General features: G+C 39.3%; 20 protein-coding genes. 18 read left to right on the top strand and 2 right to left on the bottom strand.

Annotation, left to right across the window (positions count from 1 at the left end; translation table 11 throughout):
- The first annotated feature begins 344 nt into the window (after positions 1 to 344).
- The 7 genes from AACV01_RS01115 to AACV01_RS01145 all read left to right on the top strand — a co-directional run bounded on the left by AACV01_RS01115 (position 345) and on the right by AACV01_RS01145 (position 7,923).
- Entirely contained in the window at positions 345 to 1,106 is a 762-nt protein-coding gene (locus tag AACV01_RS01115; RefSeq protein WP_046335237.1) for a nucleoside-specific channel-forming Tsx family protein, read from the top strand.
- 496 nt (positions 1,107 to 1,602) lie between these two features.
- Positions 1,603 to 2,553, top strand: coding sequence for a cytochrome o ubiquinol oxidase subunit II (cyoA, locus tag AACV01_RS01120; protein ID WP_004245101.1), 951 nt, complete (start codon positions 1,603 to 1,605; stop codon positions 2,551 to 2,553).
- Positions 2,554 to 2,557: 4 nt separating this feature from the next.
- Complete coding sequence (gene cyoB, locus AACV01_RS01125) at positions 2,558 to 4,540, top strand: cytochrome o ubiquinol oxidase subunit I (RefSeq protein WP_004247222.1); 1,983 nt, start codon at positions 2,558 to 2,560, stop codon at positions 4,538 to 4,540.
- Positions 4,540 to 5,151, top strand: a complete 612-nt coding sequence (locus AACV01_RS01130) for a cytochrome o ubiquinol oxidase subunit III (protein ID WP_004245104.1) — start codon at positions 4,540 to 4,542, stop codon at positions 5,149 to 5,151. The genes cyoB and AACV01_RS01130 overlap by 1 nt, the downstream gene beginning before the upstream one ends.
- Positions 5,151 to 5,483, top strand: coding sequence for a cytochrome o ubiquinol oxidase subunit IV (locus AACV01_RS01135; protein ID WP_004245105.1), 333 nt, complete (start codon positions 5,151 to 5,153; stop codon positions 5,481 to 5,483). The genes AACV01_RS01130 and AACV01_RS01135 overlap by 1 nt, the downstream gene beginning before the upstream one ends.
- 11 nt (positions 5,484 to 5,494) lie before the next feature.
- Positions 5,495 to 6,379 (top strand): heme o synthase, encoded by an 885-nt coding sequence (gene cyoE / locus AACV01_RS01140; RefSeq protein ID WP_004247221.1) that lies wholly within the window; start codon positions 5,495 to 5,497, stop codon positions 6,377 to 6,379.
- Between the two features lie 173 nt (positions 6,380 to 6,552).
- Positions 6,553 to 7,923, top strand: coding sequence for an MFS transporter (locus AACV01_RS01145; protein ID WP_060554464.1), 1,371 nt, complete (start codon positions 6,553 to 6,555; stop codon positions 7,921 to 7,923).
- Positions 7,924 to 7,986: 63 nt separating this feature from the next.
- On the opposite strand, the gene AACV01_RS01150 is transcribed toward AACV01_RS01145, so the two are convergent.
- Complete coding sequence (locus AACV01_RS01150; protein WP_004245110.1) at positions 7,987 to 8,478, bottom strand: YajQ family cyclic di-GMP-binding protein; 492 nt, start codon at positions 8,476 to 8,478, stop codon at positions 7,987 to 7,989.
- A gap of 256 nt (positions 8,479 to 8,734) precedes the next feature.
- Here AACV01_RS01150 and panE point away from each other — a divergent pair, with 256 nt between their 5' ends.
- Together panE and yajL are read left to right on the top strand one after the other, a co-directional pair.
- Positions 8,735 to 9,655, top strand: a complete 921-nt coding sequence (gene panE / locus AACV01_RS01155) for a 2-dehydropantoate 2-reductase (RefSeq protein ID WP_004247218.1) — start codon at positions 8,735 to 8,737, stop codon at positions 9,653 to 9,655.
- Complete coding sequence (gene yajL / locus AACV01_RS01160; protein WP_004252560.1) at positions 9,624 to 10,241, top strand: protein deglycase YajL; 618 nt, start codon at positions 9,624 to 9,626, stop codon at positions 10,239 to 10,241. The genes panE and yajL overlap by 32 nt, the downstream gene beginning before the upstream one ends.
- 1,194 nt (positions 10,242 to 11,435) lie before the next feature.
- Here the strand turns inward: yajL and thiI are convergent.
- On the bottom strand, positions 11,436 to 12,887 hold the full coding sequence (gene thiI / locus AACV01_RS01165; protein WP_004245118.1) for a tRNA uracil 4-sulfurtransferase ThiI: 1,452 nt from the start codon (positions 12,885 to 12,887) through the stop codon (positions 11,436 to 11,438).
- Between the two features lie 199 nt (positions 12,888 to 13,086).
- Here thiI and xseB point away from each other — a divergent pair, with 199 nt between their 5' ends.
- The 9 genes from xseB (at position 13,087) to rbsR (ending at position 22,407) form a co-directional block, all read left to right on the top strand.
- Positions 13,087 to 13,350: an exodeoxyribonuclease VII small subunit gene (gene xseB, locus AACV01_RS01170; protein ID WP_004247215.1), complete on the top strand. Its 264-nt coding sequence runs from the start codon at positions 13,087 to 13,089 to the stop codon at positions 13,348 to 13,350.
- Positions 13,351 to 14,274: a (2E,6E)-farnesyl diphosphate synthase gene (gene ispA, locus AACV01_RS01175; RefSeq protein WP_004245120.1), complete on the top strand. Its 924-nt coding sequence runs from the start codon at positions 13,351 to 13,353 to the stop codon at positions 14,272 to 14,274.
- 66 nt (positions 14,275 to 14,340) lie between these two features.
- Entirely contained in the window at positions 14,341 to 16,215 is a 1,875-nt protein-coding gene (dxs, locus tag AACV01_RS01180; RefSeq protein WP_004245121.1) for a 1-deoxy-D-xylulose-5-phosphate synthase, read from the top strand.
- Positions 16,216 to 16,555: 340 nt separating this feature from the next.
- Positions 16,556 to 16,975 carry a D-ribose pyranase gene (gene rbsD / locus AACV01_RS01185; protein ID WP_020945202.1) on the top strand — a complete coding sequence of 140 codons (420 nt, stop codon included), beginning with the start codon at positions 16,556 to 16,558 and terminating at the stop codon, positions 16,973 to 16,975.
- Positions 16,976 to 16,982: 7 nt separating this feature from the next.
- Complete coding sequence (gene rbsA, locus AACV01_RS01190) at positions 16,983 to 18,491, top strand: ribose ABC transporter ATP-binding protein RbsA (protein ID WP_104836246.1); 1,509 nt, start codon at positions 16,983 to 16,985, stop codon at positions 18,489 to 18,491.
- A 1-nt stretch (position 18,492) separates the two neighbouring features.
- Complete coding sequence (rbsC, locus tag AACV01_RS01195; protein ID WP_004245124.1) at positions 18,493 to 19,458, top strand: ribose ABC transporter permease; 966 nt, start codon at positions 18,493 to 18,495, stop codon at positions 19,456 to 19,458.
- Between the two features lie 39 nt (positions 19,459 to 19,497).
- Positions 19,498 to 20,388, top strand: coding sequence for a ribose ABC transporter substrate-binding protein RbsB (gene rbsB, locus AACV01_RS01200; protein WP_004247214.1), 891 nt, complete (start codon positions 19,498 to 19,500; stop codon positions 20,386 to 20,388).
- Between the two features lie 77 nt (positions 20,389 to 20,465).
- Positions 20,466 to 21,392 (top strand): ribokinase, encoded by a 927-nt coding sequence (rbsK, locus tag AACV01_RS01205; protein ID WP_004245126.1) that lies wholly within the window; start codon positions 20,466 to 20,468, stop codon positions 21,390 to 21,392.
- A gap of 4 nt (positions 21,393 to 21,396) precedes the next feature.
- Entirely contained in the window at positions 21,397 to 22,407 is a 1,011-nt protein-coding gene (gene rbsR / locus AACV01_RS01210) for a ribose operon transcriptional repressor RbsR (RefSeq protein ID WP_202611845.1), read from the top strand.
- Positions 22,408 to 22,448 lie beyond the last annotated feature (41 nt).

Raw genomic sequence — 22,448 nt, forward strand, 5'->3', positions numbered from 1 at the left:
GAATTAATAAGAAAAAAACAGTTATCTGCCATGATACTATCCCTTTTTTATGGTGTCGTGAGATATTTCGCCTCACCTTCGTCATTTCTGTTAATTAAAACTTATTGCCATCATTATTCTTCTTCTCTCACTCTATATTCTTTTCATTAACATACCAAAATAATAAAAACAAACTAATCAATACTAAACTTCCGATAAACAAAATCCAGATCAATATTCTAGAATGTGATCATATTTTAGATACAAAACACTATAAAAAAACACTTTATAAATTATAGTATCAAAAAAAACAGTGAGAATAATTCACACCACAAACAATACAACAGAAAAACTAATTATACATTATGATAAGAAAATCAATTTTATTGTTTATTACAACAACATGCACTTTACCTGCACAGGCTAATTATCTCGGTGGATTTGCTAATATCAGTATCAATTATCTTGACTGGACGACACATACCACCCATAAAACAGGCCAAACTTCCCATAAAGATGATTTTGCTTATTTAGAACTTGAAGGGGGAGCCCACTTTTCATGGGGTGAGTTTTATGGCTTTTTTGACTTAGAAAATCCTTTTAATAATCGACAAACACAGCCCGGCGATAATCAGCGCTATACCGTCAAAGGAACTAGCCGTATTTATTTAGCTGACAGTGGATTAAACCTTTATGGCCATGTATATGGTACTTGGTCACTGCCCGGAAAAGAATATGGCGGTAATTTCCATGAGGTTAATACACTTTATGGTATTGGGTATAACACACAATTAGCAGATATCTGGTTTAAACCTTTTATAGCTTTACATTATGTCGATCAAACTTATTATTCAGGAAATAATGGCTATGTGGTTGGTTGGGTTGCCGGTTACGATTTTAACCTGATAAATCAAAAATTTAGCATCACAAATTGGCATGAGATGGAGTTTGATCGTAATAAACGTTATGGCAATGGCGGAAAAAATGGCTTTAATGGAGCTGTCGCTATTTGGTGGCACCCCACCGCTTCCATTACTACAGGCATTCAATACCGCTATGCTTATAAAAAGTTAGGAGAAAACTTTTTACAAGATGGTGTGATCTATAGCTTAAAATATAACTTCTGATGGCTAATTGTTAATTTTTGTGACAGCGAATCACTTTTTATTCGCTGTTTGTCATTTTTAGCAGTTAATAAAAAAATTTCTTCTATAATAGAAATATTCAACAAACAATCAATATGCGATATAAAAAATCATATAGCGATTAAATAAAGATACGAAACATCAAGATAAAACGAAATTTGCTTTCTAATACTCCTCAGACCTGTATTGTGTTTACTTTTTAGACAAAAAACGTTTTCTTACACTTTTTGCTGTAATTTTTTTTGTAAAAATATGTATTTATTTTAAAAACATGCTACTTTATGAAATTATAGTTAATTCACAATAATTAAATTAACATTTATTTAATAGTTTAATTACTTGTGATCACATTAACACAAAAGACTAACCAATCACTTACTTACCATTACAATTGTTTACACTGTCGCAACCTTACCGTAAAATGTCCTTACTGATACTGATGAAACAACAATAGAACCTTTATCATTTGGGTCGTTGGATGAGACTTATGAAATACATAAAAAGTATTGGGACACTCTCGCTATTAGCAGCCGCTGTTCTTTTAAGTGGTTGCGATATGGCGTTAATGAATCCCAAAGGCGCTATCGGCGCTGAGCAAAAAACATTAATCCTCATTGCGCTTGGTTTAATGTTGATTGTTGTGATACCGGTAATTCTGATGGTGATTGTTTTCGCTTATCGCTACCGTGAATCCAATACTAAAGCAACTTATCGCCCTAATTGGGCTCACTCAAATAAAATTGAGCTTGTCGTGTGGACCGTGCCGATTATCATTATCGTGATATTGGCAACCATCACATGGAAAACAACCCATGAACTTGATCCCTATAAACCACTAGTTTCAGATGAGAAACCGGTTACCATTGAAGTGGTTTCAATGGACTGGAAATGGTTGTTTATCTATCCAGAACAAGGTATTGCAACCGTTAACGAACTGGCTTTCCCAACCAATGTTCCTGTTAATTTCAAAATTACCTCTGATTCTGTCATGAACTCATTCTTTATCCCGCGCTTAGGTGGACAAATCTATGCCATGGCTGGAATGCAAACCAAACTTCACTTAATTGCTAATGAACCAGGTGAATACCAAGGTATGTCAGCAAGTTATAGCGGACACGGTTTCTCTGACATGAAGTTTACCGCCATTGCGACACCTGATCGTGCAGGCTTTGATGCATGGGTTGCAAAAGTAAAACAGTCATCAGATACGTTAAATACCACCGCTGCATTTGATGAACTTGCTAAACCAAGCCAGAAAAATCCAGTGACCTACTATTCAAGCGTGAAGCCGATGTTATTCCAAGAGACCATCTCTAAATTCGGTCATACAGGTCATGGCGCTCACACCGGTAGCAATCAGACTGAACACTCTGATGCAACAATGAATATGAACATGAGCCACGCGGCACATGCAGGAGCAGAGGAATAAAGGCATGTTCGGAAAATTAACTCTCGATGCAATCCCGCTACAAGAACCCATTGTTGTCGTAACCCTAATCGGCATCATTCTTGGCGGTCTTGCTGTTGTTGGCGCTTTAACCTATTTCCGTAAGTGGAAATGGCTATGGAGCGAATGGTTAACCAGTGTTGACCATAAAAAAATTGGTATTATGTATATCATCGTTGCAATGGTCATGATGTTCCGTGGCTTTGCCGATGCCATTATGATGAGAAGCCAACAGGCACTCGCCTCAGCGGGTGAAGCCGGTTTCTTACCACCTCATCACTACGATCAGATTTTTACCGCACACGGCGTTATCATGATTTTCTTCATGGCAACACCTTTCGTTGTCGGTCTGATGAACCTTGTTGTACCTTTACAAATTGGTGCGCGTGATGTGGCATTCCCATTCCTAAACTCACTGAGTTTCTGGTTCTTTGTCGTCGGTGTACTGCTTATCAATATCTCTTTAGGTATTGGTGAATTCGCACAAACAGGTTGGTTAGCTTACCCACCACTTTCGGGCTTGGAGTACAATCCTGGGGTCGGGGTCGACTATTGGATATGGAGTTTACAGATATCCGGTATTGGTACGCTTCTGACGGGGGTTAACTTCTTCGCCACTATCCTGCGTATGCGTGCACCAGGCATGACAATGATGAAAATGCCAGTGTTCTCATGGGCTGCATTATGTACTAACGTACTGATTATCGCTGCATTCCCAATTTTAACCGTCACTATCACACTACTGACGTTAGACCGCTATCTTGGTACACACTTCTTTACCAATGATATGGGCGGTAACATGATGATGTACATCAACCTTGTTTGGGCTTGGGGTCATCCAGAAGTTTATATTCTTATTCTGCCAGTCTTTGGTGTGTTCTCTGAAGTTACCGCGACGTTCTCTAAAAAACGTCTATTCGGTTATACCTCTTTAGTCGGTGCGACCGTTGTTATCACCGTCTTATCATTTATCGTTTGGTTACACCACTTCTTTACCATGGGCTCAGGTGCCAACGTTAATGCCTTCTTCGGTATAGCCACCATGATCATCGCTATACCCACAGGGGTTAAAATCTTTAACTGGCTGTTTACCATGTATCAGGGCCGTATCGAGTATAAAAGCCCTATGCTATGGACAATCGGTTTCTTAGTCACCTTCTCAGTAGGGGGAATGACTGGGGTACTATTAGCGGTTCCTGGCGCAAACTTTGTATTACATAACAGCTTGTTCTTAATCGCTCACTTCCACAACGTCATTATCGGTGGTGTGGTGTTCGGTTGTTTTGCTGGTATGACTTACTGGTTCCCTAAAGCATTTGGCTTCACGCTTAATGAAAAATGGGGTATCCGCGCATTCTGGTTCTGGTTTATCGGTTTCTTTATGGCCTTTATGCCACTGTATATCCTTGGCTTTATGGGTATGACTCGCCGTTTAAGCCAAAATATCAACCCAGAATTCCACCCAATGCTGATGGTTGCTGCTGGTGGTGCCGCTCTGATTGCTCTTGGTATTGTTTGCCAAGTTATCCAAATTTACGTCAGTATCCGCGATCGCCACTTAAACCGTGATTTAACAGGTGATCCATGGGGTGGACGTACTCTGGAATGGTCAATTTCTTCTCCTGCACCTTTCTATAACTTTGCCGTTGAACCGCAAGTGAAAGCTCGTGATGAGTGGTGGGATCAGAAAGAAAAAGGTACTGCTTATCAGCGCCCTGCAAAATATGAACCTATCCATATGCCAAAAAATACCGCAGCAGGCGTCATTATCTCTGCATTTAGCTTAGTGTTTGGCTTTGCCATGATCTGGCATATCTGGTGGTTAGCTATTGTTGGGTTCGCAGGAATGATAGTCACTTGGATCGCGAAAAGCTTCGATACAGATGTTGATTACTATGTCCAAGTACCTGAAATTGAAGCCATCGAGAATAAGCATTATGAAGAACTGAAAAAAGCAGGTGTGAAATAATGTCAACTCAAACTTTAAATAACGCAAACGCCCATGAGCATCATGGGCACCACGATGCAGGAGCGACGAAAGTTTTCGGCTTCTGGATCTATCTAATGAGCGACCTTATCCTGTTTGCCAGCTTATTCGCCACTTATGCGGTGCTTGTTAACGGGATTGCTGATGGTCCTTCTGGTAAAGAAATCTTTAGCCTGCCTTTTGTTTTAGTTGAAACCTTCTTACTACTGTTTAGTAGTATCACTTTTGGTTTCGCCATGCTTAGCATGAATAAAGGTAGTGTTAGCCAAGTCAATCTGTGGCTATTCGTTACCTTCTTATTCGGTTTAGGCTTCGTGGTAATGGAAGTGTATGAGTTCCATGAACTTATCGCTGAAGGTTATGGCCCAGATCGCAGTGCATTCTTATCGGCATTCTTTGCCTTAGTATCAACACACGGTCTGCACGTAACAGCGGGATTAGTTTGGATTATTATTATGATGATCCAAGTATCACGCCGTGGTTTAACTGATGTTAATCGCACCCGTTTAAGTTGCTTAAGCCTGTTCTGGCACTTCCTTGATGTTGTCTGGATCTGTGTGTTCACCGTAGTTTATCTGATGGGAGCGATGTAATGAGTCATCCAAATACTTCTCCTTCAGGCGCAAGCCACGGCAGCATGAAGTCCTATCTGATTGGCTTTATTCTGTCCGTTATCCTCACCGTGATCCCATTTTGGATGGTGATGGAAGGAACAGCTACAACCTCAACTATCTTATGGACAGTCGTTGGTATGGCTGTCGTACAGATTGTTGTTCATTTAGTCTGTTTCTTACATATGAACACGTCCTCAGAAGAGCGCTGGAACGTTATCGCATTCCTATTCACCTTGTTGATTATCGGCATTGTTGTGATTGGCTCACTGTGGATTATGTACAACCTGAACATCAATATGATGATGGATTAAGAGTTGTCGCTATGATTAAGCAATACCTACAAGTCACCAAACCAGGAATTATTTTCGGAAATTTAATTTCTGTGATAGGTGGTTTCCTTCTCGCCTCAAAAGGCGAGATTGACTACCCCCTATTTTTCGCGACTCTACTTGGGGTGTCTCTGGTCGTTGCTTCTGGTTGTGTTTTTAACAACTATATTGACCGTGATATTGACCGTATCATGGAAAGAACGAAGAATCGTCCATTAGTTCAAGGATTAATCGACCCGCAAATTAGCCTTATTTATGCCTCAGTATTAGGTATTGCAGGTGTTGTGCTGCTCTATGTAGCAGCCAACCCACTTGCAATGTTTATCGCTGTATTCGGCTTTATTATTTATGTTGGGGTTTATAGCCTCTATATGAAACGTAAATCTGTTTATGGCACACTGATCGGTAGTTTATCAGGCTCTGCACCACCGGTTATCGGCTACTGTGCTGTTAGCGGTGAATTTGATGCGGGTGCAGCAATTTTATTACTTATCTTTAGTTTGTGGCAAATGCCTCACTCTTATGCCATTGCGATTTTCCGTTTTAAAGACTACCAAGCAGCCAATATCCCCGTATTACCTGTTATTAAAGGGATCTCAGTCGCTAAGCGCCATATTATTCTCTATATTCTAGCCTTTATGGTTGCAACGCTGATGCTAACTTTAGTGGGATATGCAGGGTATAAATACCTGATTGTTGCCTCTGCAGTCAGTATCTGGTGGTTGGGCATGGCATTATCTGGTTATAAAGCAACCAATGATAAAGTGTGGGCAAGAAAATTATTTATATTTTCTATCATTGCCATTACATCATTAAGTGTAATGATGTCTGTTGATCCCACCAGTTCAACAGAAACGGTTCTCGCTTATCTGAGATAATGTAATTTCAATTGCAAAAAATGCTAATGCCAGTCAATCATGACTGGCATTTTTAGTTTAAATATCATATTCAGCCTTATCAGTACAATTTCGTCTTTTTTTGTATCCCATTTATTGATTAACCTCGTGACAAAATACTATTACAATGAGGTATCAGTAATACGAGGTAATCCATGAATGATAATAAAATGACTCCATTAGAGCGCAAAGCGACATGGGGACTAGGAGCTGTTTTCTCTCTTCGCATGCTTGGCATGTTTATGGTACTTCCCGTTTTAACCACCTACGGACTGCAACTACAACATGCGACAGAATCGCTAATTGGATTAGCTATTGGTATTTATGGATTAACTCAAGCAATCTTCCAAATTCCTTTTGGATTTTTCTCAGACAAATTTGGCCGAAAATCAATGATTGTTTTCGGCTTAATTATTTTTATTGTTGGTAGCCTTATTGCTGCTTTAAGTGACAGCATTTATGGCATTATTATCGGGCGAGCATTACAAGGTGCTGGAGCTATATCTGCCGCAGTGATGGCTCTGTTATCTGATCTAACCCGCGAACAAAATAGAACCAAAGCAATGGCCTTTATTGGCATTAGCTTTGGTATTACGTTTGCCTTAGCCCTTGTTTTAGGGCCAATACTCACACATATTTTTGGCTTACAAGGCCTATTTTGGGGCATTGCCCTACTCGCTTTCGGCGGGATTATGATCACCCTCATTACCGTACCGAATAGCGAACATCATATACTTAATCGAGAATCAAGTTTTGTACGAGGAAGTGTCAAAAAAGTTTTATTTGATGCGCAATTATTAAAGCTTAATGTCGGGATTTTTTCACTACACACTTTATTGATGGCCGCTTTTGTCGCACTTCCTTTGATCATGCATAATGCCGGATTAGTTAATGAGAAACATTGGGTTGTCTATCTAGTCACTATGCTGATTGCCTTTATTTCAGTATTACCCTTTATTATCTATGCAGAAAAAAAACGTAAAATGAAACAAGTGTTCTTACTGTGTATCTTTCTGCTGATTATTGCTCAAGCTATCTTTATGATTTCAGGAACTAGCTTGTGGCTAATTATTTTAGGTATTCAGATATTCTTTATTGGTTTTAATATTATGGAGGCACTGCTACCTTCATTAATTAGTAAAGAAGCACCGGCAGGTTATAAAGGCACGGCAATGGGGATTTATTCCACCAGCCAATTTCTAGGTGTAGCATTAGGTGGTATTTTAGGTGGATGGCTCTACCAACATTACGATGCTCAAGCAGTCTTTGCTGGATGTTTATTGATTGGCTTAGTTTGGTTTGCCATTAGCTTAACATTACGTCAACCACCTTATGTTAGTAGCTTACGTATAGAATTGCCGGCACATTTATCAAAAGCTCAACAACAACAATTAGAGCAGAAATTTAAGCAACAACCTGGTGTTAATGAAGTGGTAATTATGGCACACGAACAAAGTGCTTATATTAAAGTGGATACCAAGCAGACACCAAGAGCGACATTAGAATCGTTAGTGCTCGGCGTTTAAACCTCATATACCCTGTAAATGCGCTGAATAAACCAAACAGCGCATTTTTTTATACTTTCGTCATTAATCACGAAAATTGGTAAATTGGAAAGGCTGACCTAATTCACCCTCTCTAACTAATTTCATCACAGCTTGCAAATCATCACGTGATTTACCTGTTACTCGTACTTGCTCACCTTGGATCTGTGCTTGTACTTTTAATTTGCTGTCTTTGATCATTTTAACGATTTTTTTCGCTAAAGGAGTATCAATACCTTGTTTTAAGGTCGCTTCTACACTGTATGTTTTTCCGCTGTGAGTCATCTCTTCAGGGATATTTAAAACAGCACCATCAATCCCTCTTTTTGCCATTTTCTCACGCAGAATATCTAATAACTGCTGCACCTGAAATTCAGATACACTAGTTGTTTTTACTGACTCAGTTTTTTCGTTTAATTCAAAACTTGCTTCAACATTACGAAAATCCCAACGAGTAGTCAGTTCACGTTGTGCGTTCTCTACCGCATTGCGCACTTCATGTAAGTCAACTTCAGATACGATATCAAAAGATGGCATTCGTTCTTCCTCAATAAATAAAAACAGCCTGAATAATAGCTGTTTTTCACTCAGCAAAAAAGCCATACTCATGTCATTACTCTTGACTTTCCATATAACAAAGCAGAGATAGCTTCAGCAAGTGAAGATAAACGATGTTATAATTTGATATAGCTCTCAATTTGCATTGATAAAATTACCGAACTGTTAATAATATTAGGTTAATGTTAGATGAATAATATGGAGCGCCTGTTTACCATTTAGCAGGAGAAAAATGATGAAAATAACCGTATTAGGATGTGGTTCAATTGGTAAACTTTGGATTGCAGGATTAACGCAACAAGCCCATGAAGTACAAGGATGGTTAAGAATACCTCAACCTGATTTTGACGTTAACGTTGACTCCATTAATGGTATCCCATTTCAACAACGCATTATAGCCAACCAAAAAACATGGCTACAACACAGTGAGTTACTGCTTGTTTGCTTAAAGTCTTGGCAAGTTTCAGACGCGGTTAATGCACTTATCCCTCACCTCTCTGCTGATTGCCCGATTTTACTGATCCATAATGGTATGGGAACACTAGATGAACTCACCCTACCTGAAACACCGACTAAAAGAGCGATATTACAAGGTATAATCACTCATGGTGCTTATCAACAAGATCAAAAAGTGCTCCATACAGCAGAAGGGATCACCCACATTGGCCCACTAAATACAACAGCACGTCAATACGGTTATTTAGCTGAAATTTTACATCAAGCTTTACCGGATGTAGCTTGGCACAATGATATTCATACTATTAGCTGGCTAAAATTAGCCGTAAATTGTGTTATCAACCCTTTAACGGTGTTTTATCAATGTCGCAATGGTGATTTATTAAAATACCCTGAGCATATCCAGAAAGTCTGTGATGAAGTTTATCAGGTAATGGAGCGAGAAGGTGTTATACCTACCTCTAGATCACATTTACATGGTTATATTATCGATACCATAGAGCAAACTGCTAATAATTACTCATCTATGTATCAAGATGTGAAATATCAACGCCATACCGAAATCGATTATATCACAGGCTATCTATTACGTAGGGCATCAGAGCAAGGACTCGTGTTACCCGAAAATAAGCGACTTTTTCAATTTATAAAACAGAAGGAAGGCAATTATGACCATATCCGCACTCATCTGTCTAGCTAATGGTAGTGAAGAAACAGAGGTTGTTACCACCGCTGATTTACTCGTTAGAGCTGGAATTAAGGTCATACTTGCTAGTGCTGAAGATGATGTTGATGACTTAGTGATCACCTGCTCACGAGGGATCAAATTAATTGCTGATGTCCCATTAGTTCGTGTTGTTGATCACCATTATGATGCCATTATTTTACCCGGAGGATTAATAGGTGCAGAAACCTTACGAGATAGTCCTCTTGTTGTTGAAAAAGTACGCCGCATGCACAGTGAAAATAGACTAGTTGCCGCTATTTGCGCAGCTCCTGCGATCATCTTAGAGTCTCATAACCTCTTTCCAATAGGCAATATGACAGGTTTCCCCGGCTTAAAAGATAAAATCGAACCTAAAAAATGGGTTGATTATCGGGTTTACTTTGACGAAAGAGTCAATCTGATTACTAGCCAAGCCCCTGCTACCACTATAGATTTCGCACTTAAAATTATTGAGCGCCTAAAAGGTAAAGCAGTTGCAGCTGATGTCGCTAAACAACTTGTATTACCACCAGGTATTTATAATTATCAAGATGAATTTACTGGGTTTGGGGATAGGTAAATAATAATTGCTAACATATTATATTGAGCAAAAAAATAATATTTTTGCTCATTTTTATTCAGATATTCTTTATATTAGATCTATTTTCAGAATGATAACATTACTACAATAATAGAATTTAGTTATTTTAGTAATAGAAAGGTATAATATTCTGGGTATTGATATTTCTGAAAATAAAACTATTAGTTTTAACGCTCATCATGAACGAAGAGTAATTACTTCCATTAATAAAAATCCCAAAATTAGTATAATAGGTAAAAAAAATAAAATAACAATATATAGTATTTATCAACGAACTAAATTTGGTGATTATGAACGAGATGGTAATCCTCTAATATATTCATTAAAAGGTATTTTTAACTATACAATAACAATCAATGAACTATATAAATTCAAACCTTCTTTTTTAGCTATATTAAATAAAATAAGAGATAAAATAGTAAATCAAAATATTATATTTATCGCTATGCCTTCATCTAGTACAGTTCCATACCTATTGGCTAGGAGGGTTTCTCGTCATTTCAAGTCAACACTCTATAATGAGATATTTATAAAATGTACAGTAGAAGAAGTTATAAATCGTTATGCTAACAGCACAGTAAATAAAAAAGAAAATCATATAAAATTACTAAACAGAACGTTATCTGAATTACAATCTTTACCTCCCAATACGATTTTCAAAATGAAGCACATCCCTAATAAAATTAGGCATTATTTCTCTCCTTGGAAAATAGATCCAAACTTTAATATTAGAAAATTAAATAATTATAATATCATTTTAATTGATGATTTGCTTTCAACAGGAACAACATTAAATATGGCAACTATCGAGCTAAATAATTTAGGATTTACCTGTTCTACTGCAATATGTCTTCTAAGTAATCTTTGAAATTGCTATTTTTTTCTATTACTATATATTTATAGGATAAGATCTAGATGATAGTTTTAGATCTAAGAGCTAACATACACCCTTAGCTCTATAAATATGAAGCATTTTGTAAAAAATGTGGGTTCGCGCAAGCACCTTGATGATGGTCTAGCTATAAGAGCAAAGTAATCATCTGGAGAATGGCAGCGACATTCCCCAACATTATTGTTGTATAAAAAACAAAAGCCACTAATTTTAACTACTTAGTATGCAAAGTAGTTTAAGATAGTGGCTTTTTTATTAATAAAGCACAGTCGGCCAATATATTACTTCTTACGATACACTTTTACGTTATTAAAGCCTTGTTCACGTAAATATAGTGCTTGTAAACGACTCATCATACCTCGCTCACAATAGAGCAAATAAGTTTTGCTGTTATCTAAATCACCAAATTGTGTACTTAATTTATAAAATGGTAATTCTTTAACATCTACACCCTCTAATTTTAATGGTGAGTTTTCTTGCTCTTCTGGAGAGCGAATATCCAGTACAACGTCATTCGTTGCAAACTCAGAGACCATTTCAACTTCTGTTACTTGCTGTACCGTCTCTTCAGCAATACGGCGAATATCCATATTCTTAGCATTTTCAACAACACTATCGAGAATAGAAAAATCAAATTTTTCTTCTTCAGCTTCGATTTTGGCTTTAACCGCTTTTACTGTAGGATTCTTGGAGATAACACCACAAAACTCTGGCATAGTACGAGCAAAATCTTCCGTACCAATTTGGCGAGCGATATTAATGATATTTTCTTTATCGTGTGTGATAAGAGGACGCAGAATTAAGGTATCCGTCGCATTATCAATTAAACGTAGATTGGTTAATGTTTGGCTAGAAACCTGCCCTAATGCTTCACCTGTTACAATAGCTTGTACGCCATAACGTTCAGCAACACGAGATGCCGCACGCACCATCATACGTTTCAGAACAACCCCCATCTGGCCATCATCAATTTTCTCTAAAATTTCTGCCACAACGGGTTCAAAATCAACGGCAACAAAATGTACTTTATGAGAGCGTCCAAAGCGGTTCCAAAGATAATGTGCAACTTGTTTAACGCCAATTTCGTGGGCTGAACCACCAAGATTAAAAAAGCAGTAATGAACACGACTACCGCGGCGCATCAACATATAACTTGATACACCAGAATCATAACCACCAGAGATAAGTGATAATACATCTTCTTGTGTACCAATAGGGAAACCACCAATACCTTCATAGCGAGCATTAACTAGGATCAGCTTATCATCTTCAATTTCTAGATTAATGGTCACATCCGGACGAGTTAATTTTACTTTTGCACTTTCAACGTGTTGGTTAAAACCACCACCCACATAACGCTCTACTTCATTAGAAGTAAAACTGTGTTTACCACGGCGTTTAGCTCTTACGCAAAACGTTTTGTTTTCAACTAAATGACCAAAGGCAGCAAAGGTCTGTTCAAAAATATTATGTAAATCGGTATAGCTATGCTCTTCAACTTGTAAAAAGTGATGAATACCTGGGATACGAGTTAGCGCATCACACACCGCTTCGCTTTTACTTTCGTCTTTACTGACAACCACAATGTTGTCCCAGTGGCGAACAACCGTGATATCATCACCTAATGTACTTAATACATTGCGAATATTACTGGTCAGAATTTTGATAAAACGTATACGAACAGATTGGCTTTTGATCGTGATTTCGGGGAATAATTTAATAATAAACTTCATAGTCAATGGTCATAGGTTATTAAGTAGAGACATAAACTACAGTGATATTAATTGACTGGAGTTTATAAAAGTCACAAAGTATATCACCAATATTTAGGCCTCACCCGCAAAAATCGCTGACTGAATAAGAAATTTTCTTCTCAATTGTAGTAAGATGATCACTATTATTCAGCTAACATGCTTTATCATCAAAAATATTATGGCTAAAAAAACGACATCAATTAACCAAGACACCACGCAAACTCCAAGTTTTGAAGCTTCGATGCAAGAACTTGAGCAAATAGTTAACCGCTTAGAATCAGGTGAATTACCTTTAGAAGAGGCCCTTAATGAGTTCGAACATGGTGTTCGTTTAGCTCGTGTGGGACAAAAAACATTACAAGATGCTGAACAACGTGTTCGCATCTTACTCAAAGAGGATGATGACGCTACACCTGATGATTTTATCCAAGAGGCTGAATAATTGAGTAACGCAACTTTATGTACGGATGCGTTCCGTCAAAAATTACATTCTGCACATCAGCGTGTTGATGAAGCACTCAACCAAGCGCTACAGACGTTGCCTTTTTCTGATATGCCACTCAGCCAAGCAATGCGCTACGGAGCACTCTTGGGGGGGAAACGTTTACGCCCATTTCTCGTTTATGCGGTAGGAGAAATGTTTAACGTACCTGTTGCTAATCTTGATGTGCCAGCAGCCGCTATTGAGTGTATTCATGCATATTCACTGATCCATGACGACTTACCTGCAATGGACAATGATGATTTACGTCGAGGAAAACCCACTTGTCATATTGAGTTTGGCGAAGCCAATGCCATTTTAGCGGGTGATGCATTACAAACCTTGGCCTTTGAAATTTTAGCCAAAAATGCGATGCCTGATGTCGCCATTGCCGATCGCGTAGCCATGATTGCTGAATTAGCCACAGCCAGTGGTTTAGCGGGTATGTGTGGTGGACAGGCACTTGATCTTGATGCCGAAGATAAATCAATTGATCTTGTTGCTCTTGAGAAAATTCATTTACATAAAACAGGTGCGTTAATTCGTGCAGCGGTTCGCCTAGGGGCACTTAGCGCAGGGCAAAAAGGGCACGATGTGTTACCTGCACTGGATAAATATGCCCACTCTATAGGCTTGGCTTTCCAAGTTCAGGATGACATTTTAGATGTTATTGGGAGCACTGAAGAGACTGGAAAGCGACAGGGAAGTGATCAAGAAGCTGGAAAAAGTACTTATCCGGCTCTACTTGGTTTAGCACAAGCACAAAAGAAAGCACAGGAATTGTATAACGAAGCATTGGATGCCTTAGCGTTTCTTGAACAATACGAGTACGATACCTCTACGCTAAAACAATTAGCGAATTTTATCGTAGAACGGAAAAACTAATAAAAAATAAAAAGAGCAGCTTACCTGCTCTTTCCCTATTACAAGTCATTAATTAATAGGCATCACATGAGCATTGATATCGAAAAATATCCCACATTGGCGTTGGTTGAAACACCCGAAGATTTACGCCTATTACCAAAAGAGAGTTTACCTAAACTCTGTGATGAGCTAAGGCTATATCTTCTTAACAGTGTCAGCCGCTCAAGTGGTCACTTCGCCTCAGGTTTAGGTGCTATTGAGTTAACGGTTGCGCTTCATTACGTTTATAAAACTCCCTTTGACAATCTGATTTGGGATGTGGGCCATCAGGCTTACCCTCATAAAATATTAACGGGTCGTCGTGATCGCATTGATACTATTCGTCAAAAAAACGGCTTACATCCCTTCCCTTGGCGTGATGAGAGTGAATATGACAAACTCTGTGTTGGTCATTCATCCACCTCTATCAGTGCTGGGCTGGGTATGGCTGTTGCTGCAGAGCAAGAAAACCTAGGCAGAAAGACTGTTTGTGTGATTGGTGACGGTGCAATTACTGCAGGAATGGCATTTGAAGCCATGAATCATGCCGGTGATATTAATCCAGATATGCTAGTGGTACTTAACGATAATGAAATGTCGATTTCAGAAAATGTCGGGGCACTAAATAACCACCTTGCACAACTTCTATCTGGCAAACTGTATACCACGCTACGTGAAGGTGGCAAAAAAGTCTTTTCTGGTATTCCCCCGATTAAAGAATTACTGAAAAAGACAGAAGAACATATTAAAGGCATGGTTGTGCCCGGCACCATGTTTGAAGAGTTAGGTTTTAACTATATTGGTCCAGTTGATGGTCACGATGTTATTGCTTTAGTACAAACGCTCACGAATATGCGCGATCTAAAAGGGCCGCAACTTTTACATATTATGACCAAAAAAGGTCGGGGTTACGCTCCCGCAGAGCAAGATCCAATCAGTTGGCATGCGGTACCTAAATTTGATCCAAAGACAGGTACTTTACCTAAAAGCCCCAATGCACGCCCGACGTTTTCAAAAATTTTTGGGGACTGGTTATGTGAAGAAGCCGCCACTGATGAAAAATTAATGGCAATCACCCCTGCTATGCGTGAAGGCTCTGGTATGGTGCGCTTTTCTAAAGAGTACCCCGCACAATACTTTGATGTCGCAATTGCGGAGCAACACGCCGTCACCTTCGCTGCTGGATTAGCCATTGGTGGTTATAAGCCGATCGTGGCTATTTACTCCACCTTCTTACAACGCGCTTATGATCAAGTGATCCACGATGTGGCTATCCAAAAACTCCCGGTACTCTTTGCTATCGATCGTGGTGGCATTGTTGGTGCGGATGGTCAGACCCACCAAGGAGCTTTTGATCTCTCTTTTTTACGCTGTATCCCTAATATGATTATTATGGCACCTAGCGATGAAAATGAGTGTCGCCAAATGTTGCATACAGGTTACCATTATCAAGAAGGGCCTGTCGCTGTACGTTATCCTAGAGGTTCAGGGGTTGGTGCGCCATTACAACCGCTGAGCGAACTTCCTATAGGAAAAGGTATTATTCGTCGCCAAGGTAAAAGTATTGCAATTTTAAACTTCGGAACCTTATTACCCGAAGCCTTAGATGTTGCAGAAAAACTGGATGCAACAGTTGCAGATATGCGCTTTATCAAACCACTAGATAAAGAACTGATCCTTTCTCTTGCCAAACAACACGACATACTGGTCACCTTAGAAGAAAATGCCATTATGGGTGGCGCAGGTAGCGGCGTTAACGAGTTATTAATGCAAGAGCGTTGTTTAGTGCCCGTACTCAATTTAGGGTTACCTGATCTTTTTGTGCCACAAGGTGGACAAGAAGAGATCAGAGCCGATTTAGGACTTGATGCAACAGGCATTGAAAAATCGATTAAAGCTTATCAGGCTCATTCTTTGAGCTAATATTTCAAAAGTCTCTCTTGCTTGTAAAGCCGGAGAGACTATTGATAAGGTTAATAAATTCTGACTTTATTTTCTTGTAAAAACTGCCCTTATTTCTTTTCTTTTTTAATTATTTTCAAATCTTGTTAAAGATCACTTTTTAATGAAATTAACTGTAATTTATCAATTTTAAAATTGAATCCATTCAGCGTTAATTGATTCAATCAGTTAGATTTTTCCTTTTTTCTTTCCTTTAACGAAACGTTTCGATCACCTTCACAATATAAATAAATCCAACTTGTTTTCCTATTTTCATTTCCTACTATGTAGAACAGCGAAACGTTTCGCTGAGGAGGCAAAGATGAAAAAAGGTGTATTACTTAATAGTTCAATTTCTAGCGTAATTGCACGTTTAGGACATACTGACAAAATAACGATTGCAGATGCTGGATTACCCATACCCTCCTCTGTTGAGCGTATCGATCTTGCTTTAACTCAGGGGATCCCTGACTTTATGTCAGTGTTACAAACGATCACCCATGAAATGCAAGTCGAAGCCGTTATGCTTGCCATAGAAATTAAAAATATAAACCCACTTCTTTTTAGTGAGATAACCCGTTATTTGCATTTATTAGAACAACAACAAAAAAAACCTATCGAGATCATTTATGTCACTCATGAAGAATTTAAAAAACAACTTCCAGATAATAAAGCGGTGATAAGAACAGGTGAATGCTCTCCTTATGCCAATATCGTGCTGTTTTCTGGTGTAACTTTCTGAGGCCAATATGGAAGCATTACTTGAATTAAAAAATATTGATAAATCATTTCCAGGCGTAAAAGCATTATCTGGTGCGACGTTACGAATTTATCCTGGCCGAGTGATGGCACTTGTTGGTGAAAATGGTGCAGGTAAATCCACACTAATGAAAGTGCTAACAGGTATCTACCAAAAAGACGCAGGTGAAATTATTTATCAAGGGGAACGTTGCTCTTTTAATGGTCCTAAGTCTTCTCAAGAAGCCGGAATAGGTATTATCCATCAAGAACTCAATCTTATCCCTGAATTAACCATTGCAGAAAATATCTTTTTAGGTCGCGAGTTTACCCGTGCATTTGGTGCCATTGATTGGAAAAAAATGTATGCAGAAGCGGATAAATTACTTGCTCGCTTAAACCTTCCTTATCGCAGTCATCGCTTAGTTTCTGAATTATCCATTGGTGATCAGCAAATGGTTGAAATTGCCAAAGTACTCAGTTTTGGCTCTAAAGTGATTATTATGGATGAACCGACAGATGCATTGACAGACACCGAAACTCGCTCTCTGTTTAGTGTGATAACTGAATTAAGAAATCAAGGTTGTGGCATTGTCTATATCTCACATCGATTAAAAGAAATTTTTGATATTTGTGATGATGTCACTGTGTTGCGCGATGGTCAATTTATTGGCGAAAAGCCCGTTTCTTCATTACAAGAAGAGACACTTATTGAAATGATGGTAGGCCGTAAATTAGAAGATCAATACCCTCGCATCCATATTCCTGCAGGAAAAACTAAACTTAATGTCTCTCACTTAAGTGGTGCAGATATACATGATGTCAGCTTCTCCCTACATGAAAATGAAATTTTAGGTATTTCAGGGTTAATGGGCGCAGGCCGTACTGAATTAATGAAAATGATTTACGGTGCATTGCCAAAAACACAAGGTAGCGTGGCGTTAGAAGGTAAAATTTGTCAGATCAAAAAGCCTGCAGATGCACTTGCCCAAGGTATTGTTTATATCTCTGAAGACAGAAAACGCGATGGTTTAGTGCTAGGTATGTCAGTAAAAGAGAATATGTCACTGACGGCGCTACCTTATTTTAGTCGCACTATGGGGATCTTAAATCATAAAGAAGAGCAATTAACTGTCAGTGACTTTATTAAATTGTTCAACATAAAAACCCCGTCCATCAATCAGATCATTGGTTTTTTATCAGGCGGTAATCAGCAAAAAGTCGCTATTGCTCGCGGACTAATGACTCGTCCTAAAGTGCTTATTCTTGATGAGCCTACCCGCGGTGTCGATGTGGGGGCGAAAAAAGAGATTTACCAATTAATTAATAAGTTTAAACAAGAGGGATTAAGCATCATTTTGATCTCTTCAGAAATGCCAGAGGTAATGGGAATGAGTGACCGCATTTTAGTTATGCATGAAGGTCGTATCAGCGGTGAGTTTTCTGCCAATAATGTCACACAAGAGATGCTAATGGCGGCGGCTGTTGGTAAACAATATGCTGCTACAGTAGGAGTTTGAGATGAGTACAAAATCAATACCAGCGTCAAAACGATGGTTCTCTAAGGCTTGGTTATTAGAACAAAAATCACTCATTGCCTTATTGTTGCTTATTGTCGTGGTTTCAACACTCAGCCCGAATTTTTTTACCTTAAATAATATTTTTAACATCCTACAACAAACCTCTGTTAACGCGATTATGGCTGTGGGTATGACATTAGTCATTTTAACCTCTGGTATCGATTTATCGGTAGGTTCATTACTCGCTTTAACCGGTGCTGTTGCTGCTTCTATGGTAGGGGCTGATGTTAATGCGTTAGTGGCTGTTGTCGGTGCTTTAGCATTAGGAGCCGCTATTGGTGGCGTTACAGGTGTCATTATCGCTAAAGGTAAAGTGCAGGCATTTATTGCCACATTAGTGATGATGCTGTTATTGCGTGGTGTCACGCGTGTTTATACTGATGGCAGTCCAATAAATACAGGATTTAGCGATAATGCCGACCTATTTAGCTGGTTTGGTATTGGACGCCCCTTTGGGATCCCCACCCCTATTTGGCTGATGATGATTGTCTTTTTAAGCGCGTGGTATGTATTGCATCACACACGCTTGGGTCGCTATATCTATGCCCTTGGAGGAAACGAAGCAGCAACCCGTTTATCTGGTATTAGTGTCGATAAAATCAAAATTATTGTTTATGCGCTTTGCGGTTTATTAGCGGCCCTTGCCAGTGTCATTGAAGTTGCTCGTCTTTCTTCCGCCCAACCAATGGCAGGCAATGGTTATGAACTGGATGCTATCGCCGCTGTCGTCTTAGGTGGTACCAGTCTTGCTGGCGGTAAAGGACGCATAATGGGCACACTTATTGGTGCGTTAATTTTAGGCTTTCTCAATAATGCACTCAATTTATTAGGCATATCATCCAATTATCAAATGATAGTCAAAGCTGTTGTCATCTTACTTGCCGTGCTGGTTGATAACAAAAAATAATACGCTTTCTCTTAATCCGAACCCCGACAGGAATATATTATGAAACTAAAAAAAATAGCAACGCTTCTCTCAGTGGTTGCTCTAAGCGCTACCATAAGTGCCAATGCATTAGCAAAAGAGTCTATCGCCCTCGTTATTTCAACGCTCAATAATCCTTTCTTTGTCACCATGAAAGACAGTGCACAAAAAGAGGCGGATAAATTAGGTTATGACTTAGTCGTGCTTGATTCAATGGATAATCCAGCCAAAGAATTGGCAAATGTGCAGGACTTAACCGTAAAAGGCACCCGTTTAATGCTCATTAATCCAACGGATTCTGATGCTGTAGGTAATGCCGTGTTAATGGCAAATAAAGCTAAAATTCCTGTAGTAACCCTAGATAGAGTAGCCAATAAAGGTGAGGTTGTTAGCCATGTTGCTTCTGATAACCGTCTAGGAGGAAAAATGGCAGGAGATTATATTGCGGAAAAAGTGGGTAATGATGCCAAAGTGATCCAACTAGAAGGGATCGCCGGAACCTCCGCTTCTCGTGAGCGTGGAGAAGGCTTTAAACAAGCTGTTGATGCTCACAAACTTAATATATTAGCAAGCCAACCTGCTGACTTTGACCGTACTAAAGGCCTTAATGTTATGCAAAATCTATTAACCGCTAATCCTTCAGTGCAAGCGGTATTTGCTCAAAACGATGAAATGGCATTAGGGGCATTGCGTGCATTACAAACAGCAGGTCGTACCGATGTCTTAGTCGTTGGCTTTGATGGCACAAATGATGGCATTAAAGCGGTTAACCGAGGTGTTTTAGGTGCGACTATTGCACAACGCCCCGATCAAATTGGTATTATTGGTATTCAAACCGCTGATAAAATTCTGAAAGGGGAAAAAGTGGATCCCACTATTCCTGTTGAGCTTGAATTAGTCACTCAAAAATAATCACCCATCTAACCACGTAGTACTTTCGCTGCGTGGTTAGTTTCGTTATAAACTAGGTTTTCAAAGGATAAAAGGCTATGACAACTCCCCGCCTTGCTGTTTTAGGTAGTATCAATGTTGACCATATTATGAATATTGCACAATTTCCCAAGCCCGGAGAAACCGTGATTGGTCATGACTATAAAATAGCATTTGGTGGTAAAGGGGCAAATCAAGCCGTCGCTTGTGGACGTAGTGGTGCCGATATCACGTTTATTGCCTGTGTGGGAGATGATGCTATTGGTCGCGAAATCATCGCTCAATTAAAAACAGATAATATTGATACTGATGCAATTCGTATTATTCCCAAGACACCTACAGGTGTAGCAATGATCCTAGTTAATGAACAAGGCGAAAATGTCATTAGCATTGTTGCCGGAGCAAATAGTGCTCTCACTCCAAGCCATTTGCATCAGTATCGTCATATTATTGAACAAGCAGATGCTTTATTAATGCAATTAGAATCCCCTCTAGACACTGTCTTTGAGGCAGCAAAACAAGCCAAAGCACATCAAACAAAAGTGATTTTAAATCCCGCTCCTGCACAGCCGTTATCTGATGAATTTCTGAGTTTTATTGATATTATTACGCCAAATGAGACAGAAGCCGAAATATTAACCGGTATTTCTGTGCATGATGAAGTGGGTGCAGCTAAAGCGGCTAATATTTTGCACAGTAAAGGCATAAAACACGTTTTAATCACTTTAGGCAGTCGTGGCGTATGGTTTAGTGAACAAGGCACCGGTATGATCATTCCCGGTTTTCGTGTTGAAGCAGTTGATACTATTGCCGCAGGTGATACCTTTAACGGTGCATTTGTTACAGCGATATTAGAAGGTAAATCAGCTCATGATGCGATCCGTTTCGCCCATGCAGCCGCGGCAATTGCAGTGACACGTCATGGCGCGCAATCCTCCGTCCCTTGGCGTGATGAAATTAAGTCATTTTTAGCAGAGCGAGCATAATATTTTGGCAACAATGAAAGATGTCGCCCGTTTAGCGGGTGTTTCAACATCCACCGTTTCCCATGTTATCAATAACAATCGTTATGTGAGTGAAGGTATCCGCGCAAAGGTTAATCATGCAATAGCAACCTTAAATTACGCCCCTTCAGCATTAGCTCGTAGTTTAAAAATGAACTGCACACGTACCATAGGGATGTTAGTTACCGCCAGTAATAACCCCTTTTATGCTGAAGTCGTTCGAGGTGTTGAACGAAGTTGCTATGAACAAGGCTATAGCCTCATTTTATGCAACACCGAAGGCGACTATGAGCGCATGGATACTAGCCTTGAAACCTTGCTACAAAAGCGTGTCGATGGGCTGTTATTAATGTGTACTGAAGCCCGCGCACCATCAAGTGAAGTATTAAATCGTTATCCACGGTTACCCATGGTGATGATGGATTGGTCTCCATTTGAATACAGTAGCGATATTATTCAAGATAACTCCCTATTAGGGGGAGAATTAGCCACGAATTATTTAATTGAAAAAGGTTTTACTGACATCGCCTGTATTGCGGGTCCCCAAGATAAACTTCCCGCTAAACATCGCCTACAAGGCTACTATAATGCGATGCAACAAGCTGGGTTACCCATTCGTAAAGAGCTGGTTTTAACCAGTGATTTTGAGTTTGCGGGTGGCTTTAGTGCAATGCAAAAACTGCTCTCACTCCCTATACAACCACAGGCCGTATTTACCTGTAATGATGCAATGGCAGTCGGTGCTTACCAAGCGATTTATCAAAAAGGACTACGTGTACCTGATGATATTTCTATCGTCGGTTATGATGACATCGATTTAGCCTCTTATATGATCCCCCCTTTAACGACTATTCATCAACCCAAAGATGAATTGGGCAAACTTGCTGTAAGCCAATTATTACGTCGTATGGAAGATATTGAAGCACAAGCCAATCTATTAGTGTTAACACCCAAACTGATTGAACGAGGCTCGGTGTTGACATCCTCCACGCCCTAAAGGACGTGGATCCCTACTGCGTTCAGACTGATGTCTGAATC

This window comes from Proteus sp. G2609, from assembly GCF_963896135.1.
Classification (GTDB): domain Bacteria; phylum Pseudomonadota; class Gammaproteobacteria; order Enterobacterales; family Enterobacteriaceae; genus Proteus; species Proteus mirabilis.

Bases quoted from the DNA above. Each gene is read 5' to 3' on its own strand.
- AACV01_RS01115 (WP_046335237.1), top strand. From the start codon at position 345: ATGATAAGAAAATCAATTTTATTGTTTATTACAACAACATGCACTTTA.
- AACV01_RS01145 (WP_060554464.1), top strand. From the start codon at position 6,553: ATGAATGATAATAAAATGACTCCATTAGAGCGCAAAGCGACATGGGGA.
- AACV01_RS01150 (WP_004245110.1), bottom strand. From the start codon at position 8,478: ATGCCATCTTTTGATATCGTATCTGAAGTTGACTTACATGAAGTGCGC.
- rbsK (WP_004245126.1), top strand. From the start codon at position 20,466: ATGACAACTCCCCGCCTTGCTGTTTTAGGTAGTATCAATGTTGACCAT.
- thiI (WP_004245118.1), bottom strand. From the start codon at position 12,887: ATGAAGTTTATTATTAAATTATTCCCCGAAATCACGATCAAAAGCCAA.
- xseB (WP_004247215.1), top strand. From the start codon at position 13,087: ATGGCTAAAAAAACGACATCAATTAACCAAGACACCACGCAAACTCCA.
- yajL (WP_004252560.1), top strand. From the start codon at position 9,624: ATGACCATATCCGCACTCATCTGTCTAGCTAATGGTAGTGAAGAAACA.
- cyoB (WP_004247222.1), top strand. From the start codon at position 2,558: ATGTTCGGAAAATTAACTCTCGATGCAATCCCGCTACAAGAACCCATT.
- rbsC (WP_004245124.1), top strand. From the start codon at position 18,493: ATGAGTACAAAATCAATACCAGCGTCAAAACGATGGTTCTCTAAGGCT.
- AACV01_RS01135 (WP_004245105.1), top strand. From the start codon at position 5,151: ATGAGTCATCCAAATACTTCTCCTTCAGGCGCAAGCCACGGCAGCATG.
- cyoA (WP_004245101.1), top strand. From the start codon at position 1,603: ATGAGACTTATGAAATACATAAAAAGTATTGGGACACTCTCGCTATTA.
- rbsA (WP_104836246.1), top strand. From the start codon at position 16,983: ATGGAAGCATTACTTGAATTAAAAAATATTGATAAATCATTTCCAGGC.
- AACV01_RS01130 (WP_004245104.1), top strand. From the start codon at position 4,540: ATGTCAACTCAAACTTTAAATAACGCAAACGCCCATGAGCATCATGGG.
- rbsD (WP_020945202.1), top strand. From the start codon at position 16,556: ATGAAAAAAGGTGTATTACTTAATAGTTCAATTTCTAGCGTAATTGCA.
- rbsB (WP_004247214.1), top strand. From the start codon at position 19,498: ATGAAACTAAAAAAAATAGCAACGCTTCTCTCAGTGGTTGCTCTAAGC.
- dxs (WP_004245121.1), top strand. From the start codon at position 14,341: ATGAGCATTGATATCGAAAAATATCCCACATTGGCGTTGGTTGAAACA.
- cyoE (WP_004247221.1), top strand. From the start codon at position 5,495: ATGATTAAGCAATACCTACAAGTCACCAAACCAGGAATTATTTTCGGA.
- panE (WP_004247218.1), top strand. From the start codon at position 8,735: ATGAAAATAACCGTATTAGGATGTGGTTCAATTGGTAAACTTTGGATT.